The sequence below is a fragment of the Microbulbifer maximicatervae (SeqCode) genome, from assembly GCF_052467815.1.
In genome coordinates this window covers 2548196-2567540 of the sequence record NZ_CP174326.1, presented here as the reverse complement: position 1 = coordinate 2567540, position 19345 = coordinate 2548196, and the positions used below count along the sequence as shown (strand labels likewise).

The window sequence follows — 19345 nt, the reverse complement described above, 5'->3', positions numbered from 1 at the left end:
AATTTCCATTTGCGATTTCCTGCTGACGAAACCGCCTCTAGACTGATAAGCTCGCCAACTCAAGTTACCAGCCAGGGGAATCCAAGTGCATATTGAGTCCGCCACACAGGAACAGCTGATTGAGTGGGAACAGGAATTAAGCGGCCACTACGACAAAATCTGCCAACATGAGTTAAGCCTGGATATCACACGTGGAAAACCCTCGGCGGAGCAATTAAAACTTTCTGATAAACTTGATGGCATTCTTTCCGGTGATTATCGGACAGCCGATGGTACAGACACTCGCAACTACGGTGGCTTAATCGGCCTGACTTGCGCAAGAGAGCTTGGAGCTGAAATGCTTCAGGTACCCGTCAATGAGGTTATCGCTGGGGGAAACAGCTCTCTCACGCTGATGTATCACGCCGTTGTCACTGGTTACCTTTTTGGCTTTGCAGGCAACACTCCTTGGCGCAAACTGAAAGCTCCCAAATTCCTCTGCCCTGTTCCCGGCTATGACCGCCACTTTACTATTTGTGAGCAACTGGGCATCGAAATGATAAATGTGCCCATGGGAGAGCATGGCCCCGACATGGAGCTTATTGAAAAGCTCGTGCGCCAAGATGAAGAAATTGTTGGTATCTGGTGCGTCCCCAAGTTTTCAAATCCGACAGGAGTCACTTACAGCAAGGAGACTATAGAAAGATTGGCGCAGTTGGGGCAAATTGCCGGCGCCGGTTTCCGAATATTCTGGGACAATGCCTACTCAGTGCATGACTTTGGCAGCTACGTGAACCTGCCGAATATTCGTACTGCGACTCTGGAAAATGATACCGCAGACTCCGTATTACAGTTTGCCTCAACTTCAAAGGTCTCTCACGCTGGTGCAGGGGTTGCATTCGTTAGTGCCAGCCAGGCAAACCTGGACTCCCTCAAGGCACAAATGCAGGCAATGACTATCGGGCCCGACAAAGTCAATCAACTGCGACATTCGCGATTTTTCACTGAATATACCAGTTTGACAGAACATATGCGTAAGCATGCAGATATTCTTCGCCCGAAGTTTGAGTGTGTTCTGGAGCACTTACACAATGCCCTAGCCGATGCAAATATGGGCAGTTGGGAAAAGCCCGCTGGGGGCTATTTTGTTTCCTTTAATACTCTTCCAGGTTGTGCAAAAGCAGTGGTAAAAATGGCTGCGGATGCTGGGGTAAAATTAACACCTGCCGGCGCGACCTTCCCTTATGGTAAGGACCCTGAGGACAGCAATATTCGAATTGCGCCCAGCTTCCCACCACTGGAAGAGCTGGATACGGCAATGTCTATTTTTGTTCTCTGTGTCAAACTGGTGAGCTTGCGTAAAAAGCTTGGCAAGATTTAACAAATTCAAATGCCCAGGAAAATTTCCTGAATCATTAAAAAGGCAGCTTAAAGCTGCCTTTTTAATTAGTGATATCTTCACAATCAGGCACCTAAATAGCGCCTAGCAAACTTCTCATCTACTTTGGATAAATCAACAACGACCAGCCCATCCACAGCATCGCAAAAATCCGGGTCAATATTAAATGCGTGGAAACTGGTTCCGCCTGGTTTGGTAACAGAAGCATACTTTTTAAATAAGGGAGGCAGCATGACGCCCTCCTCGCGCAAAACCTGCTTCAACTGACGCATATCTGACACCGAATTTCCAAGTAGTTCAGGCAACTCAGATTGTGCTTCCGGGAATGGCAGTCGAGCATCCCCCAAGGAGTTTTCAGGAGCAAAATAATGGGAAAAATAGCGCACAATGGCGGACTTAGCTCTCACTGAGAACGTACCTGGCATTGATACCGGGCCAAACAGGTAACGTACTTTATTACGCAAAACCCACTGCCCAATAGCACTCCAAAGTAGATCTAGCCCCCTTCCCCTCCAATAGTCCGGCAACAGAAAACTACGCCCCAGCTCAGCGGACTCTGGCAAGCACTGACGAGGGGGCTGCGGATAATTAAATAATGTACTGCTGTAAACTTCATCCGCTGAGAGCGTCTCAGTTGCCGCTATGCGGTAGGCCCCAGCAATCTGACGATTTTCAGTATCCCACAACAACAGGTGGTCGTAATGAGCATCGAACGCATCCCAATCCCGGCTCTGCCCAGTCCCCTCTCCCACTGCGCGAAATGCAATTTCTCTTACTCTGGCCAATTCTCGCATAACAGGGCAATCCGCTTTCTGCCGATATAAACGCACAGAAAAATTATCCGATTCAGACAGTGACACACAGGACTCCACCACCCGCGCCACTTCCTCTTCTGGTTCTGCCTCGACAATTAATTCTGGCCCCAAAGGAACGGGGGAACGATGCAATTGATAAACATGTTTACGCCACAGGGCGGCTTTAGCACGAGGAGTAAGAGGCCAACTGTGAAAATGTTCAGTTTCCAGTGGCCGTCCTATACGAATATCGATACTACGGCTAGCTTGTTTAAACATCTCCCTGATCAACCATAAAGTTGAGAGAGGTTTATTCAACATGGAGAGGCCATAGAACCACCAGGAATTTCTACCCTGCACCTGTACTGGCAATATCGGCGCGTTAGTTTTTTCCGCAAAGCGAACAAAACCCGGGTTCCAACGACCATCGCGAACGCCCTGGGGGGTTAGCCTGGATACCTCGCCCGCCGGAAAAATAATAATCGCCCCCCCTTCACCTAAGTGGTTATATATACCTTCAATATCCGCTCGGCGGGTATGTCCATTAAAATTATCTACAGGTAACAAGCAGGAACGCAGAGGTTTTATATTCCATAATAATTGGCTCGCCACAGCGCGCACGTCCCGACGTACTCGCGCCACCATGTCGATAAGTGCTAACCCATCCAAGCTCCCCAATGGGTGATTGGAAACAATTACCAGCGGCCCGTTCGTAGGGACTCGAGCTAATTCCGACGGATTTAATTCGTAGCGAAAATTAAGGTCATCAAAAATTTGGCGAATAAAATCCACCCCCCCAAGGTGGGGATAGCTACTGGTAAATTCCTGCAGCTGCTCTTCACAGCAGATTTTTTTAACTGTGGCTGAAACCAGTTTTCGCGTGGGTTTTTGCGGACCTGCACTATACCAGGCATTTTTCTGCAAAAGGCTCTCAAGATGAATCATGCCGCAACCACCTCTGTCATTATGCTGGCAATTTTTGGAGCCCGATACCAACGTAAAAGGTCCAAACTGCCGTCTTGTTGTTCTACAACCGCACTCATAGAGTCGACCCAATCACCACAATTCGCATAGGTCACAGCATCCCCACACACTGTTTTATTTCTAAGGGCAGGCCTATGGATATGACCACAAATAACGCCATCAAATCCCCGCGATATCGCTTCACGAGTAGCGACATCCTCAAAATCACTCATCATTTGTCGAGCGGCACCCACACGATTTTTTATCTGGCTGGCCAGCGACCACCAGGGCTTGTTAAATCGATTGCGCCAATAATTGATCCAGCGATTAAAGCGCAGCATCAGGTAATAACTGCGATCGCCGATGTGGTAACTGATTGGATTTATTTTAATTCGGTGTTCAAACTGGTCGCCGTGAGTTACCCAAAAGCGGCGCCCATTGGAGGCAGTGTGGATATAGTCTTTTTCAATTCGGATATTGCCGAGCCGCTTTCCGGCCCAGCTGCGCATTGGCGCGTCGTGATTTCCAGGAATATAAATGACTTCAGGCGTCAGGCTACTTAATTCGGAAAGCATTTCCAGTAGCAGAGAAGAGGCCTGACACCATGTACCTCGTCCTTGAGCGAGTGCCTGCATATCAAAAATATCCCCAACCAGATAGACCGTATCGGCGCGATTCTGAGCCAGAAAATCTGCAAGTCGATGGGGCTCACTGTCTCTGCTGCCCAAATGGACATCGGAAATCCACAGTGCGCGATAGCGATTGCTCATAGCAAAGTTCCAGTCTGTACCAGTTATCAGCCCATAAAAATCAGGGCAGATACGCGGCAAAAATATAGGTCGTCGCTTGAGCTAACTTGAGAAAAATCGATAAATCCGTATTTGCTCTCTTGCTAGCAAATTGAGATCAACTAAATACAGAACGGCGTTGATCGTCAGCGCAACCACTTTGCAGCGATTTGATGACAGTCAGGAGGATTTTTATTGAAGCTTATATTGCAGAGGAAAAAAAGGTGTAAAGATGAGTTAGGTGTCAAAAAACCGGGTTGTAACCCGGCCACATAAGTCGGGGCATAGCAACCTTTCTGGAATGTCAAAGAATGAGTGTCCGTAAGGGGATCGGTCAGCGGACAAAATTCCGCCAGTTCGTATCCCCTGCAAAACCGGCACAAAGAATGTCTCATATAGATGGTACGATGATAATTGCTATGAAGGGGCCGTTTACGTACAGTGCGTCCATGAAAAACACGCTCATCGGATATGCCCGCTGCTCCACCGACGAACAGGACCTGACAGCGCAGCGTCAGACACTTGTTGACCTCGGTGTGACCGAGGATTGCATTTATGCTGACCACGGCCTGACCGGCACGAACCGGGTACGCCCGGGCCTCGATCAAGCGATAGCAGCAATGCGAGAGGGGGACACATTTGTTGTACCAAAGCTCGACCGTCTGGCCAGATCAGTTCTAGATGCTCGTGCTATCGCCGATCAACTCGAAGCCAAAGGCGTGCCGCTGGCACTCGGCATTTCGGTATATGATCCCGCCGATCCCATGGGCAAAATGTTCTTCAACATCCTCGCTACATTTGCTGAATTCGAGTCCGATCTCATTCGCATGCGCGCCACCGGTGACTATTCCGTGCCAATCTTTGTCTTGGCCGTCTTTCTGCACGGCATCGCGCGGGGCTTGACGATCCTGTCGCAGGCCAGTGCGCAATCTCTCCAAGAGGAAAACAACAATGGCGACCGTTGATCACGCTGACATCCTGAACTACGGCAACCTAGTTGAAACCGCCATCCGCATTCGCCAGGACCTCCACCGGCACCCGGAAATTGCGTTCGAAGAAGTGCGCACCTCTGAGGTTGTAGCGACCAGGCTTGCCGAACTGGGGATCGAAGTTAATCGCGGGCTTGGCAAAACGGGTGTGGTCGGCACTCTGAAAGGCAAGCGAAATGGCAATCGGACTGTCGGTCTCCGCGCCGACATGGATGCGTTGTTCATCGAAGAAAAAACCGGGTTGCCATATCAAGCGACCGTGCCGGGTAAAATGCACGCTTGCGGTCATGACGGGCATACGGCAATGCTTCTTGGAGCGGCAGAATACCTATCTCAAAACCCCGATTTCTCTGGCACCGTTCAGTTCATTTTTCAACCTGCCGAAGAAGGGCACGGCGGTGCAAAGGTGATGATCGAGGACGGGTTGTTCGACCGCTTTCCTTGTGATGCGGTTTATGGAATGCACAACATGCCGGGGATCAAAATCGGCAATTTCGAGATCTGCGAAGGGCCGATGATGGCAGCAGCCGACACCTGGGAAGTCATTCTGTCCGGTACCGGTGGCCATGGCGCTATGCCTCAGAAGGGCACCGACCCTACCATGGCTTTGGCCGGATTCCTGTCTTCCGTATCAACAATCGTGGCCCGCAATCTGGCACCTACAGATTCCGCAGTTGTCAGTATCGGTCATGTTTCAGCAGGCGACTGGGGCGCGCCAAATATCATTCCTTCCAAGGTTGTCATCCGCGGTACGGCACGTAGCTACACGCCCGAAGCACGCGACATGTTGGAAAACCGGATCGGTGAACTGGCACACTCTTGCGCACAGGCACATCGCTGCGAAGCAGAATTGATTTATACGCGCCGCTATCCTCCAATGGTAAATCACAAACGCGAAGTGGATGTCGCAGTAAAAGCTGCGCGACAAACGTCCTCTGATGCCACAGTGGACACCGAGATGACACCGCTGAGCGGGTCCGAAGATTTTGCTTTCTTTCTTGAAATGGTGCCTGGCGCGTACATTTGCATGGGCAATGGCGACAGCGACGACCATCATTTCCTCCACACCCCGCTTTACGATTTTGATGACCGGGCAATCCCTCACGGTGTCGCGTATTGGGTAAATGTTGCGCTGGAAGAACTTGGCCATGACTAACGGGCAGGGCAGTGCAGAGTTCAAACTGTCCCAATGGGCTGCATCGCGACCTGTTGCCCCATCGGACGTCGCAGTGGACCGGGCAAACGACGCCTTGTTCGACGGTCTGATCTGCATGATCGCAGGTAGCGCCGATGAGACTGTGCGTATTGTTTTTGAAGGCGCGCAAAAGACACACGGAACAGGCAGCTGCAAGGTCATTGGCACTGACATGAAACTGCCCCCGGCCAGCGCCGCATTGGTCAATGGCACAGCGGCCCATGCGCTTGAATTTGACGACAATTTCCTTCCTGGCATGACACACGCTTCGGCAATCCTCGCACCTGCCCTGTTTGCGCTGGGCCAGATTATGCCGGTTTCGGGCCAGGATATTCTAAATGCCTACATTGTGGGTCTGGAACTACATGCACGCATTGGGGCGGCTGTTAACCCGAACCACTATGCCAGTGGCTGGCACGCGACTTCGACCGTTGGTACAATTGGAACAGCCGGTGCCTGTGCGATGTTGATGGGGCTTGATGCCCGGCAAATCAACAACGCGATGAGCCTTGGCTTTAGCCTTGCTTCGGGAACGCGGCTGCAATTTGGAACAAAGGCCAAGCCAACCCATGCCGGTTTCGGCGCTCATAATGCGGTGCTGGCAGCATTCATGGCTCAGTCTGGACTTGACGGCCAAAGTGCATTTGTAACCGGGCAATGGGGGTTTCGCGACCTGTATCAGGGAAATCCCGTTCCCGGCGCGGAACATCGGATGCTTGATGACATTGGCGAGCGTTGGGCCATTGTAGAAGATGGCCTGTTCACCAAGCGATTTCCGTGCTGCGCTTCGGCACATTTTTCCCTTGATGGTGTTGAAATGCTTCGTCGGGATCATGGCCTGCGCCTGAGGAACCTCAAATCGCTAACCGCATACCTGCCAAATCCGCAGTTTCAAAATCTGCGTTTTGACGCCCCCACAAAGGCCAGTGAAGCCCGCTTCAGCATGTCTTATCCAGCGTTGCGGTTGCTTCAGAACGGAAAAGTATCGCTTCGCGATTTCACGGATGAGGCCGTTGCAGAACCGCTGGTACAGGCAAGCCTGTATAAAATAAAACGTTCCCAGACCAGCCCGGCACCGGTTACAGCGCCCGTCGTCGTCGAGGCCGAGTTTACCGATGGCCGGACCGTCGAAGTGACAGTCAGTTCGCTGGTGGGGTCACCCGCTAAACCTCTAAGTCCGGGCCAGTTGCACACAAAGGCCCGCGACTGCCTGAGTTGGGCTGGGATGGGAGACAAGAAGGAATGGGTTGACCAGTTCAGGAACCTAGTACGCGTTGGGCGGTTTGCTGATTTGTTCGCAAGATACTGAATCCCGCTGTAGAGTGTGCGGGAGGAGCTTTATTCTGTGTCCTGAGGGTGACGAACCGGAGGGGGGAAGGGAAATTTGGCAACTTTGTCACCCTTTACTTCCACAATCTTGCCGGTACCTTCTTTTTCCACTTCGTCAATGCGCACGATGCTATGCATTGGGAGGTAAGAGCGAGTTACTGAAGCAAATTCTGCTTTCAGCTTTTCTTCACTAGGATCTACCACAAGCTGGGCTTTTTCCCCAAACACAAATTCCTCCACCTCAATAAACCCGTACATATCACTCTGATAGATAGCCCGAGCGTAGAGTTCATACACTTGGTTTTGATTATGGAAAATAACTTTATAAATCGGGTTGGCCATAAGTCTCTCAGGATGGGGATGACCCCGAAGCTCAAATTGATCAAAGAACGGGCAAAGCCCGAAAAGGCGCGCAAGAATAGCACAGGTTCGCAACAGCTAATATAGCCATCTATGCAGTGCCGGGTCGTATCGCTATAATGCCCCACCCTAATTGTTGACCAGTTTTTAACCAGGCGCGATATGTCCGAAACATCGGTGAAAAAGCTATATATTAAGACCCACGGCTGCCAAATGAATGAGTACGATTCCGCGAGGATGCGCGATCTACTCGGCGAGTCCCACGACATGGTACCTACCGACGATCCCGACGAGGCGGATGTACTATTGGTCAACACCTGTTCTATCCGCGAGAAAGCCCAGGAAAAGCTGTTCCACCAGCTGGGCCGTTGGAAGCACCTGAAGGAAAAAAATCCCGACCTGGTGATTGGTGTTGGCGGCTGTGTAGCCAGTCAGGAAGGCGAGGCGATTGCCAAACGCGCGCCCCACGTAGACTTGATCTTTGGTCCCCAGACCCTGCATCGCCTGCCGGAGATGATGGAGACCAAAGAGCAAAAAAGCGGCGCAGTTATCGTCGATGTGAGCTTCCCGGAGATCGAGAAGTTTGATCGCCTGCCCCAGCCAGAGGCCGACGGCGCCACCGCATTTGTCTCTATTATGGAAGGCTGCTCCAAGTACTGTACTTTCTGCGTGGTTCCCTACACCCGTGGCGAAGAAGTCAGCCGCCCTGTGACCGATGTACTCGAAGAGATCGCCCACCTGGCAGACCAGGGTGTCCGCGAGGTGAACCTGCTTGGGCAAAACGTAAACGCCTACCGCGCTACGGGAGAAGATGGCCACGAAGTGGATTTCGCCGAGCTGATCACTTATGTGGCAGCGATCGATGGCATCGACCGTATCCGCTATACCACCTCTCACCCGGTAGAGTTCTCCGATGCGCTGATCGATGTCTACGGACAGGTACCGGAACTAGTTAGTCACCTTCATCTGCCCGTACAGAGTGGCTCCGACCGCATTCTGATGGCAATGAAACGCGGCCACACCGCCCTGGAGTACAAATCCAAGATCCGCCGCCTGAAGAAAATTCGCCCGGATATCTGCCTGTCTTCAGACTTTATTATCGGCTTCCCCGGCGAAACTGACAGGGACTTTGAAGCGACCATGAACCTGATCCAGGACGTGGGCTTCGATATCTCCTTCAGCTTTATATATTCCCCTCGCCCGGGCACTCCGGCTGCCGACCTGGCCGATGACACGCCGGAAGAAGTGAAAAAGCAGCGCCTACAGCTGCTGCAGGCGCGGATTAACCAGCAGGCGGCAGCTATTGCACGCCGCATGGCTGGCAACACCGAGCGTGTACTGGTAACCGGTGTTTCCAAAAAGGACCCCGGACAGTTACAAGGCCGCACCGAGAACAACCGGGTAGTCAACTTCCGTGCGGACGATCTCGCCCTGATCGGCAAATTTGCCGATGTTGTGATTGAAGAGGCCCTGCCAAACTCCCTGCGCGGTACTTTAGTCACATCTGAGCTGGAAGAAGACCTGTTCTAAGACTTTGTGATTACCTCAAATAGCGGCAAGATGTACTTCGAAAGCACATCCTGCCGCCAAATTAGGCTCAACTTGCCCCCCAAATTACGCCCCGTAATTAAAATTAGGTAAAGTTAGAACCTATTTGTAGGAATCACCTCTTTCCCCTTTAGGGAAAATGGGTATACCCTAGCAATATAACCCCTGGATTAAAGGTGCCGGAAACCAATTTGGAAACACAAACCCTCGCTCACAGCATCACTCTCGAGCCCAACGACGCACGCCGTCTCGCCAATCTCTGCGGTCAGTTCGACCAACACCTACGCCAAATAGAACAGCGCCTGGATATCGAAATTCGAAATCGCGGCAACCAGTTTTCATTTTTTGGCGATGCCAAATCGGCGCGTGCCGCTGGCGAACTACTCAGTAGGCTCTACAAGGAAACCGGTACCAAGGACTATCTCACTCCAGATGAGATTCACCTGGCTCTGCAGCAAGCGGGAGTTGAAGAACTCACCGGCCAAGATGGTAGCGGTGACTCCAGCGAAGCTGACCAAGTAGTACTGATTCGCACTAAGAAGTGCTCGGTACGCCCTAGAGGGCTCAATCAGCGTAAATACGTTCGCGCTGTGCAGACCAATGATATCAATTTCGGTATCGGACCCGCAGGTACCGGTAAAACCTACCTGGCAGTAGCCTGTGCTGTGGAGTCTCTGCTCAAGGATGAAGTTGAGCGAATCCTCCTGGTCCGCCCCGCCGTTGAAGCCGGCGAGAAATTGGGCTTCCTGCCCGGTGACTTGAGCCAAAAGGTAGACCCTTACCTCCGCCCGCTCTACGACGCCCTCTACGAAATGCTCGGTTTTGAGACTGTTGGCAAGCTGATCGAGCGCAACGTTATCGAAGTAGCTCCCCTTGCCTATATGCGCGGGCGCACCCTAAATAACGCCTTTGTTATTCTCGATGAGAGCCAAAATACCACCCGCGAGCAGATGAAAATGTTCCTCACGCGGATTGGCTTTGGCTCCACCGCCGTAATTACCGGTGACCCCAGCCAGGTCGACCTGCCCCGTGGCCAAGCTTCCGGTTTGCGTCATGCTGTTGGAGTACTGGGGAGAGTTAATGGAATCAGCTTTACCCACTTTGGAGCCAAGGATGTGGTTCGCCACCCCCTCGTGCAGCGCATTGTGGAGGCCTACGATATTCATGAAGCCGAGCTGGAAATGGCCTCGGCAGATCGAATCTCCAATAAAGCCGATGAGAATGCCGCTTAGAGTCCGCACCTGAGTTATGACTGATTTAACACTCGATGTGCAGCGGGTCAGCCGCTGCCACGACATCCCTTCCGATGAGGCTATCAGCAACTGGGTATCCAAGGCTTTGACCGGCCACCGCAACGAAGCGGAACTGTCGGTGCGAATCGTGGACGAAAGTGAGAGCCAGGAACTTAATCACCAGTACCGAGGCAAGGATAAACCCACTAATGTTTTATCCTTCCCTACCGATTTCCCTGCGGAGCTGGATCTCCCGATGCTTGGAGATCTTGTGATCTGTGCCCCAGTAGTTGAACTGGAAGCGGAGCAACAGAGCAAATCACTATCGGCGCACTGGGCACATATGGTGGTCCATGGCACACTGCACCTTCTAGGTTATGACCATATCGAAGATGCAGACGCTCAGGTTATGGAAAGCCTGGAAACGAAGTTGCTCGCCAACCTCGGCATTACAGACCCCTACGCCCCACTGGATGAAGTGGGATGATAGCCGCTGTACCACCGAAGTAATGGCAAACTGCTACTGAATTTTATCTACCAACGAGAGAACCCCGGAGCATGGCCACTTCCATGACCACAGACGAGCCCCCAAGTAGTCACTCAGCGAGCAAATCCCGCGCGAGTGAAAAAAGTTGGCTGGAAAAGCTGTTCAGCGCCTTTTCAGCTGAACCCAAGTCTCGCGACGAATTATTGGACATCATTAAGGACGCCGCTGAAAATCAGCTGGTAGATGCTGAAGCGCTCTCTATTATCGAAGGCGCACTGGACGTTTCCAGCCAGCAAGTCCGCGAGATTATGATTCCACGCTCGCAAATGGTTGTGGTAGGCCTTCACGATAAGCCGGAAGAGTTCCTCCCCAAAATTATTGATTCGGGCCACTCCCGATTCCCTGTCGTCGGCGAAAGTGTCGATGATATACGCGGGATATTGCTCGCCAAAGACCTGCTCCCTCTCCTGCTGAAAGGTTTCGACGGATTTCAGCTCGAAGACCTGATCCGCCCAGCCAATATTATTCCCGAGAGCAAGCGCCTCAATATCCTGCTGCGCGAGTTCCGTGAGAACCGCTACCATATGGCGGTCGTGATAGACGAGTACGGCGGTGTATCCGGTGTTGTGACTATCGAAGATATCCTCGAGGAAATTGTCGGTGAAATCGAAGACGAGACCGACGAGGAAGAAGCGGATAGTTATATCCGTAAAGTTGGGGAAAACGATTTTATCGTTAAAGCTCTGACTCCCATTGAAGAGTTCAATGAATTTTTCGAAAGCGCCTTCAGTGATGAAGAATTCGACACTGTCGGCGGTCTTATTATGCAGTCATTCGGCCATTTGCCGGGCCGCGACGAAGTCACCCGACTGGGTGATTTTATGTTCCGGGTACTCTATGCAGACAGCCGCCAGATACACCTTTTGCGGGTTGCCCATATGCGTAAACCGCCAGAAGAAGACAGCTGAGTATCGCTCATTACTGCAAGCCTTAACACACTGATACCCTGAGCGAACGGGGTATCCTGACAACAACTTTATGCGCAGATTATTTTCTCCTCTCGCCAGCGTTGTAGCTGGCGGGTTGATGACACTTTCATTTGCCCCATTTAACTATTGGGTATGCGGCCTGCTGTCCCTGACACTATTCGCCTGGATTCTGCTCTCCGCAGCCAAAGGGCAGGTGCTACCGGGCCGCAAAAGCTTCTGGCTCGCCCTCTGCTATGGATTGGGCCTCTTCGCCAGCGGGGCTTCCTGGGTCTACGTTTCGATCACAAATTTCGGCAACTCATCAGTGCCGCTAGGGCTGGTCCTCACTAGTGCTTTCGTCACCATACTGGCAGTGACGCTAGCCACACCTTTTTATTTACTCGGTCGTTTCACTGACAACAAATTCAGCTTTGCTCTGGCTTTTGCCGCCCTGTGGTTTATCGGCGAATGGCTTCGCAGCTGGTTGTTTACCGGCTTTCCCTGGCTCTTCGTCGGCTATGGCCACACAGGGACCTGGCTAGCCGGCTGGGCTCCAGTGCTAAGTGTTTATGGCATAGGCCTGGTCCTGGCTTTTACCAGCGCAGTATTGGCCTTGGTTGTCAGCGGCCGCCTGTCCCCCCTCAAGCGACGCAGCCATATCATACTGCTATCTGCAGCATTGGCACCCTGGCCAACAGGCGCTGCCCTCTCCCAAGTGGAGTGGACCTCCGCAAAAGGTCCTCTTATCAGCGTTGGGCTGGTGCAGGCTAATATTCCTCAGGAAAAGAAGTGGTTGCCAGAATTTCGCGGGGAAACTATCAGTCGCTACCAAGAGGGTACTCGCGCCCTTAGCGATCAGGATGTAGACGTAATTATCTGGCCCGAAGCCGCCCTGCCCATGCTTTACGGGCAGGCCCCCAACCTTATGCAGGCGCTGCAACGCAATGCTGAGACTACCAACATCGATTTGATCACCGGTATTCTCTATGACACCCGGGGTTCGGCACAGGAGGGGCGGAGTATTCACAACTCCGCCGCAGTTTTTGGCCAGAGCCCCAGCGTGTATCACAAGCGCCACCTGGTCCCCTTTGGTGAGTATGTACCGCTGGAGGATTTTATTCGGGGCACTATCGAGTTTTTTAATCTCCCCACTTCCTTTATCCGCTCAGGCCCGGACGAACAATCGCCGCTCAATGCTGCTGGTGCAAGCTGGGCGCCGCTTATCTGCTATGAAATTGTCTATCCCAGGCTGGTTGCCAACTCAGCACTGTCTTCCCAGGTTTTGCTGACCATTAGCAATGATGCATGGTTCGGGACCTCTATTGGCCCCCTACAACATATGCAAATGGCGCAGATGCGCGCTTTGGAAACTGGTCGCTACCTGGTGAGAGGGACAAATACTGGTGTGACGGCAATTGTGGACCCCAAGGGTAAGGTTATTAAGAAACTCCCCCAATTCGAACGCGCGAATATGACCGGGGATATCAGAGCGATGAGTGGTGCCACCCCGTTTATGCTAGCCGGCATCTCATTGGTATTTGCCTTGGCGCTCCCAATGCTGGCCCTGGCCCTGTTTTTACGCCGCAGGGTGGAACCCCAACCCAACTCCCCTCTCAGTGGCGAGCTACCCGATTAAAACAAGCCCCGCAGCCACTCCCAGCCGGGGTGGCCATCGGTAAGCTACCGCCACTGAATATCACTGCTATGCTCCATTCAATTTTCTAGCGAATATAAGGCAAGGTGATTCCCCATGCATTGCTTGATTAGCGGTGGCACCGGGCTTATAGGCAGGCTCTTTTGTCGGCGCTGGCTGGAGCAAGGCAATACTATTACGGTATTAAGCCGACATCCGGACAGGGTTCGAAACTTGTGTGGCGAATCAGCCAAGGCCTGCCGCGATCCCGCAGAGGTAAACCAGCCCGTAGATGTTATTGTGAACCTTGCCGGGGCCCCCATCTCCCGTCGCTGGACAGAAAAATATCGCACTGAAATTCGCAGTTCACGCCTGGACACAACGGAGAAGCTGGTTCGCTGGACCCTGGGCCAAAGAGACAAGCCATCCTACTTCTTGTCCGGCTCCGCAATCGGCTATTACGGCAATCGCGGAGGGGAGTTACTGAAAGAAGACAGCGCTCCAGGAGGGGGCTTTGCCGCACAGCTGTGTCGGGACTGGGAGGCCGCCACGCTCCCGCTGCAGCACTCTGGCGTTAAGGTAGGCATTATCCGCACAGCTATCGTTCTCTCCATGCGCGGTGGCGCCCTTCCCCAAATGCTGCCACCATTTCGTCTCGGGCTTGGCGGCCCCATGGGCTCGGGCGAGCACTGGATGAGCTGGATTCACGAAGAAGACGAAGTCGGACTGATATTACACGCCATCGACAATCAACTTTGCCATCCATTTAACGGAAGTGCACCGGAACCTGTAACCAACAACAGCTTTGCCCGAATCCTGGCCAAAGAGTTGCATCGCCCGGCGTTTTTACGCTTACCGGCCTGGGCTTTAAAGATAGCTTTTGGAGAGATGGCTGATGAATTACTGCTAGCCAGTGATAGGGTCGAGCCCTGTACAGCACTGGAAACCGGCTATACCTTCCAATTCCCAACTCTGGAGCAAGCCCTCTCAGACCTGCTCAAGGGTGACGGCGCTACCACTAAAGCCAGCGCCTGAACAAATGAATTTAAGCGGCGGCCATATCGCTTTCGAGTGCCTGGGCTAAGTAGCGCCGGCTAGATTCGCTGGTCACCAAATCGCCATGGCACTCCATTGGCGCAGACCCCACCCACTGGGCATGCCAGCGATACCAATGGGACTCCTCGGCTTTTGAACGCAGCTCGATAAACTCCACTTCGGCGGGAGCAAAACCGAATTCCCGGACTATCTGCCCGGCAAAGGTCTCAAAATTTTTACTGAGTTGGGCGCCGCTATCGCCACCGGCACACAGAAAAACCAGTGTGCGGCCATCTTGCTCAACCCGCTTGAAGCCAATCCAAACAGCCCGGTTTAACCGGTTATGTAACTGTATCGGAGAGAAAGAAAGTGGGATGCCCTTCATCATAAGGTTATCTCGATTATTGTTATGTTTCTTATCCACAGCCGCTACTCCATATAAAAAGGTAATCAATGGGTATGTCCTGTGGCGCCAGTCATCCTAAGCCCGGTACAACTAGCAATCAAGAGCTCTCAAACATTTGGGCTCGACGCCTGATCCCTCAAATCCTGTAGGCCTCTGAGATTACATTTATCAAAAAGTTCCTTATGGAACCTCAACATTTCCTGATGGACGGTAGCGAACTCCACCGATACCAGATCCGTGCCAGTATTTCCCGCCAGTAGACCTGGGTCCTCAGCAGGGAGACAGCATTGGGCAACCAGCGCCCCACACCTGTTTGAGCGCGGGGCATCAATTCTCCAGCACTCCCAACCGGCAGGGGCTGTACCTCTAAGCCAGCGCGGGAAAAAATTTCCGCTGCGCGAGGCATATGCCACCAGTGAGTGGCCAAAAAAACCGACCTCACGTTAGCACTGTGCAAAATATCAGCACTATTTACTGCATTCTCTGCAGTAGTACGACTGCAATCTTCACGCCAAGTGACCGGAGTGGAAAACTCCTCCTCCAACAACGCAGCCATTAAATCAGACTCTGCCAGCCGCTCTCCGCTGTGAACCCGGCCGCCAGATACCAGAATCGGTAACTCTTCTGGTGCTTGCTCGACAGCACCGGCAACTCTTTCAAGACTCGCCGCAGAGAGTCTCTCCCTATTCGAATACCTGTCGCGGTAACGTCCTGCACCAAGGATCACAACGGCCTCAGGCCTTACATGGGGTTGATAAGGTACCTTGCCCAATCGATCCCCAAGCCAGGATGAGAATGCCGGGGTCGCCCCTAACCAAAGCACACAAAAGGAAATCACAGCCAAGGGTAGAGAGCATCTCTCAAGCAGGGACCCGGATGAAGAGAATCGCAAAAGGAATGCAACTAGCAGCCCCAACAACGGGGCTGCTGGAGGCATCAGAAGCGTGGCCGCCGCCGTATAGAGCCCATTCAATACTCGAGACCACCCTCAATCTGACGAAAGCATCCATAACCACACCGGTGGCAGGGAGTGATCTGCGTATTTGCCGGCGGCATAACTCGGTATCCACAGCCCAAACACTGCAACTCCTCATCCGGCCCTACAAACTCGCCGGCCAAAGCCCAGGGCTTGCCCTCTTTGATGCATCGCATTAAGTTTGGCCAGGCGGTTTCTGTGGGGTCCGCCGCATCCAGTAGCCAATCACCGCTGCGCTCCTCCAGGGTCTTCAATTCCCCACCTAGTCCCCGGATATAGTCAGCAGCCCGATGCAGGTCATCTTTCAGCCAAGCGCGCAAAAATGCCATCTTATTGGCGGTGAGATTCTCAACAGCCAGCTCACCTTCGACCAAATCTTCAAAGTCTTCGCGAAACTCATTAATCAGATCGTCCTTCGGCGGCAACTTTGGTTCCTTCGTCACGGTATCCCTCCTATAATCCCGCATTTACGCATCGTAAAAGATGCACTGGGAACGAAACTTGATCGCGATCAATCTTTACCGATTGACAAGCGTTCACATCCCCCAATAAACACTGAACAGTTTCCCGCAAATTTTGATCACAGAGTATAGGTCCCGAATCGATGGAAGAGCAGTACAACCCCTCCGCAGTCGAAGCTTCCGCCCAGGAATTCTGGGAGGCCGAGAAGAGCTTTGAAGTAAAGGAAGACGCCGGCAGGGAAAAGTTCTACTGCCTATCCATGTTCCCCTACCCCAGCGGCAAGCTACACATGGGGCATGTGCGCAATTACACCATTACCGATGTAATTACTCGCTATCAGCGCATGCAGGGCAAGAACGTGTTGCACCCGATGGGCTGGGATGCTTTCGGTCTGCCTGCAGAGAATGCGGCCATCCAGAACAAGACCGCTCCAGCCAAATGGACCTATGCCAATATCGAGTACATGAAAGGCCAGCTCAAGGCCCTGGGTTTTGGCTTTGACTGGTCCCGCGAACTGGCCACCTGCCAACCCTCCTACTATCGCTGGGAGCAGTGGTTCTTCACCCGCCTCTACGAAAAAGGCCTGGTCTACAAGAAAAACTCTGCAGTGAACTGGTGCCCCCACGACCAGACCGTACTGGCCAATGAGCAGGTCGAAGATGGCGCCTGCTGGCGCTGTGGCACCACCGTTGAGCGCCGCGAGCTGGCCCAGTGGTTTATCAAGATCACCGATTATGCCGAAGAGCTGCTCGAAGACCTGGACAAACTGCCCGAGTGGCCCGAGCAGGTGCGCACCATGCAGCGCAACTGGATCGGCAAGAGCCGGGGAGTAGAGCTGAGCTTTGCCCTTCCCAAGCCTATTGCGGGCATGGACCACTTCGATGTGTACACCACCCGTCCGGATACACTGATGGGCGTTACCTATGTTTCCCTCGCCGCCGAGCACCCCATCGCTCTGGAGCTTGCCGAGTCCAACCCCGAACTCAAAACTTTTATCGCCGAGTGCAAAAAGCAGTCCCTATCCGAAGCCGATATGGCCACGATGGACAAGAAAGGCATGGATACCGGGCTCAAGGCGATTCACCCCATCAGTGGGGAAGAAGTCTCCGTATGGGTGGCTAACTATGTTCTGATGGATTACGGCTCAGGCGCAGTGATGGCAGTACCGGCACACGACCAGCGCGATTGGGAATTTGCACAAAAATACCAGCTGCCCGTTATCCAGGTTATCGAGGCTGCCGACGGCGAGTCTATCGATTTGGAGAAAGAGGCCTATACAGAGAAAGGCAAATTGGTGAATTCCGGCAGTTTTGACGGCCTGGATTTTGATGGCGCCTTTACTGCGATCTCCGAAGCGCTGATTGCTGCAGGTAAGGGTCGGGTTAAAACCAACTACCGCCTGCGCGACTGGGGTGTATCCCGCCAACGCTACTGGGGTGCGCCCATCCCCATGTTCAACCTGGCCGACGGTGGAGAAATACCAGTACCCGCAGACAAGCTGCCGATCCTGTTGCCGGAAGATGTCGAGCTCGACGGCGTTCAATCACCTATTAAAGCCGATCCCGAATGGCGTAAAGACGAACTCAACGGCACTCCCGTAGAGCGTGAAACCGATACCTTCGACACCTTTATGGAGTCTAGCTGGTACTACGCCCGTTATACCTGTCCCGATTTTGAAGAGGGCATGCTGGACCCTGACCGCGCCAACTACTGGCTGCCAGTGGACCAGTATGTCGGCGGTATTGAACATGCCATCTTGCACCTTCTCTACGCACGCTTCTTCCACAAGCTGATGCGGGATGAGGGCCTGGTCAATAGCGATGAACCCTTCAAGCAGCTGCTGTGTCAGGGCATGGTGTTAGCCGAATCCTTCTACAAGGAAGAACACGGCCACAAGACCTGGATCAACCCCGCCGATGTGGACGTCGAGCGCGATGACAAGGGCAAGCCGACCAAAGCGATTGAGCGAGCCACCGGCGAAGAGATTATTGCCGGCGGCGTGGTAAAGATGTCCAAGTCCAAGAACAATGGCATAGACCCTCACGCTGCGGTTGAGGAGTACGGTGCCGATACCGTTCGCCTGTTCACCATGTTTGCCGCCCCTCCGGAGCAGACTCTGGAGTGGCACGATGCCGGTGTGGAAGGTGCCAGCCGCTTCCTGCGCAAACTCTGGAAGACCGTTCACGCCCATATTGCAGCGGGCTCCAGTGAAGCACAGATCGACCAACAGTCCCTCAATGACAAGCAACAGCAGCTGCGCCGCAAAACCCACGAGACCATCCAAAAAGTGGGGGATGACTATGGCCGCCGCCAAACCTTTAATACCGCTATCGCAGCAGTAATGGAATTGCTCAATGAAGTCGGCAAGCTGGCAGATCGCAGCAGTGATCAAGGACTGGCTGTTGAGAGAGAAGCCCTACAGACCGCCGTCTTGCTGTTGGCTCCGGTTACTCCTCATATCTGTCACCAACTGTGGCAGGTTCTGGGGAATACCAGTGCCCTAATCGATTCTCCTTGGCCAGTGGCAGATGAAAAAGCACTGGTGCGCACCTCGATTACTTTGGTCGTCCAGGTCAATGGCAAGGTACGGGCAAAACTGGATGCTCCTGCTGACGCAGACAAAGAGAGCCTGGAAAAACTCGCCCTCGCCGATGAGAACGTTCAGAAATTTATCGGTGAAGCTACGGTGCGCAAAGTAATCGTCGTTCCTGGCAAACTGGTTAATATTGTCGCCAAGTAGAGACCCGCAATATGATGCCGGGAGTTTCACTCCCGGCTCACTTAAGTCAGCTCGCTGTAGCC

At 53.0% G+C, this 19345-nt stretch carries 17 protein-coding genes; 11 read left to right on the top strand and 6 right to left on the bottom strand.

The window, feature by feature from the left end:
• Positions 1–85: 85 nt before the first annotated feature.
• Positions 86–1360 (top strand): aspartate aminotransferase type Ic, encoded by a 1275-nt coding sequence (locus ACJJIW_RS11140; RefSeq protein ID WP_444937340.1) that lies wholly within the window; start codon positions 86–88, stop codon positions 1358–1360.
• Between the two features lie 83 nt (positions 1361–1443).
• On the opposite strand, the gene olsF is transcribed toward ACJJIW_RS11140, so the two are convergent.
• Both olsF and ACJJIW_RS11130 read right to left on the bottom strand, forming a co-directional pair.
• Positions 1444–3117 carry a bifunctional ornithine lipid synthase OlsF gene (olsF, locus tag ACJJIW_RS11135; protein ID WP_444937339.1) on the bottom strand — a complete coding sequence of 558 codons (1674 nt, stop codon included), beginning with the start codon at positions 3115–3117 and terminating at the stop codon, positions 1444–1446.
• On the bottom strand, positions 3114–3905 hold the full coding sequence (locus ACJJIW_RS11130; protein WP_282931517.1) for a UDP-2,3-diacylglucosamine diphosphatase: 792 nt from the start codon (positions 3903–3905) through the stop codon (positions 3114–3116). The genes olsF and ACJJIW_RS11130 overlap by 4 nt, the downstream gene beginning before the upstream one ends.
• A gap of 467 nt (positions 3906–4372) precedes the next feature.
• Here ACJJIW_RS11130 and ACJJIW_RS11125 point away from each other — a divergent pair, with 467 nt between their 5' ends.
• The 3 genes from ACJJIW_RS11125 to ACJJIW_RS11115 are packed head-to-tail and all read left to right on the top strand — an operon-like array spanning position 4373 to position 7416.
• Positions 4373–4888, top strand: a complete 516-nt coding sequence (locus ACJJIW_RS11125; protein WP_444891855.1) for a recombinase family protein — start codon at positions 4373–4375, stop codon at positions 4886–4888.
• The gene (locus tag ACJJIW_RS11120) at positions 4875–6068 is read left to right on the top strand and encodes a M20 aminoacylase family protein (RefSeq protein WP_444891856.1); all 1194 of its coding nucleotides are present in this window, start codon (positions 4875–4877) and stop codon (positions 6066–6068) included. The genes ACJJIW_RS11125 and ACJJIW_RS11120 overlap by 14 nt, the downstream gene beginning before the upstream one ends.
• Positions 6061–7416, top strand: a complete 1356-nt coding sequence (locus tag ACJJIW_RS11115; protein ID WP_444937338.1) for an MmgE/PrpD family protein — start codon at positions 6061–6063, stop codon at positions 7414–7416. The genes ACJJIW_RS11120 and ACJJIW_RS11115 overlap by 8 nt, the downstream gene beginning before the upstream one ends.
• 29 nt (positions 7417–7445) lie before the next feature.
• Here ACJJIW_RS11115 and ACJJIW_RS11110 read toward each other — a convergent pair whose 3' ends face one another.
• Complete coding sequence (locus ACJJIW_RS11110) at positions 7446–7778, bottom strand: DUF1820 family protein (RefSeq protein WP_444891858.1); 333 nt, start codon at positions 7776–7778, stop codon at positions 7446–7448.
• A gap of 180 nt (positions 7779–7958) precedes the next feature.
• Here ACJJIW_RS11110 and miaB point away from each other — a divergent pair, with 180 nt between their 5' ends.
• The 6 genes from miaB (at position 7959) to ACJJIW_RS11080 (ending at position 14699) form a co-directional block, all read left to right on the top strand.
• Positions 7959–9326: a tRNA (N6-isopentenyl adenosine(37)-C2)-methylthiotransferase MiaB gene (gene miaB, locus ACJJIW_RS11105; protein ID WP_444937337.1), complete on the top strand. Its 1368-nt coding sequence runs from the start codon at positions 7959–7961 to the stop codon at positions 9324–9326.
• Positions 9327–9535: 209 nt separating this feature from the next.
• Positions 9536–10576: a PhoH family protein gene (locus ACJJIW_RS11100; RefSeq protein ID WP_282934647.1), complete on the top strand. Its 1041-nt coding sequence runs from the start codon at positions 9536–9538 to the stop codon at positions 10574–10576.
• Positions 10577–10592: 16 nt separating this feature from the next.
• Positions 10593–11063, top strand: coding sequence for an rRNA maturation RNase YbeY (gene ybeY, locus ACJJIW_RS11095; protein ID WP_444937336.1), 471 nt, complete (start codon positions 10593–10595; stop codon positions 11061–11063).
• A 71-nt stretch (positions 11064–11134) separates the two neighbouring features.
• Entirely contained in the window at positions 11135–12031 is an 897-nt protein-coding gene (locus ACJJIW_RS11090; RefSeq protein WP_413663108.1) for a CorC family transporter, read from the top strand.
• Between the two features lie 70 nt (positions 12032–12101).
• On the top strand, positions 12102–13667 hold the full coding sequence (gene lnt, locus ACJJIW_RS11085; RefSeq protein WP_444937335.1) for an apolipoprotein N-acyltransferase: 1566 nt from the start codon (positions 12102–12104) through the stop codon (positions 13665–13667).
• A gap of 114 nt (positions 13668–13781) precedes the next feature.
• Positions 13782–14699: a TIGR01777 family oxidoreductase gene (locus ACJJIW_RS11080; RefSeq protein WP_444891862.1), complete on the top strand. Its 918-nt coding sequence runs from the start codon at positions 13782–13784 to the stop codon at positions 14697–14699.
• A 10-nt stretch (positions 14700–14709) separates the two neighbouring features.
• On the opposite strand, the gene ACJJIW_RS11075 is transcribed toward ACJJIW_RS11080, so the two are convergent.
• From ACJJIW_RS11075 to ACJJIW_RS11065, 3 genes are all read right to left on the bottom strand, one after another.
• Positions 14710–15123, bottom strand: coding sequence for a hypothetical protein (locus ACJJIW_RS11075; RefSeq protein ID WP_413663111.1), 414 nt, complete (start codon positions 15121–15123; stop codon positions 14710–14712).
• A gap of 172 nt (positions 15124–15295) precedes the next feature.
• Positions 15296–15877, bottom strand: a complete 582-nt coding sequence (locus ACJJIW_RS11070) for a YdcF family protein (protein ID WP_444896286.1) — start codon at positions 15875–15877, stop codon at positions 15296–15298.
• A 197-nt stretch (positions 15878–16074) separates the two neighbouring features.
• Complete coding sequence (locus ACJJIW_RS11065; RefSeq protein ID WP_444937334.1) at positions 16075–16524, bottom strand: zinc ribbon-containing protein; 450 nt, start codon at positions 16522–16524, stop codon at positions 16075–16077.
• Between the two features lie 161 nt (positions 16525–16685).
• Here ACJJIW_RS11065 and leuS point away from each other — a divergent pair, with 161 nt between their 5' ends.
• Positions 16686–19283 (top strand): leucine--tRNA ligase, encoded by a 2598-nt coding sequence (leuS, locus tag ACJJIW_RS11060; protein ID WP_444937333.1) that lies wholly within the window; start codon positions 16686–16688, stop codon positions 19281–19283.
• The last annotated feature ends 62 nt before the right edge of the window (positions 19284–19345 follow it).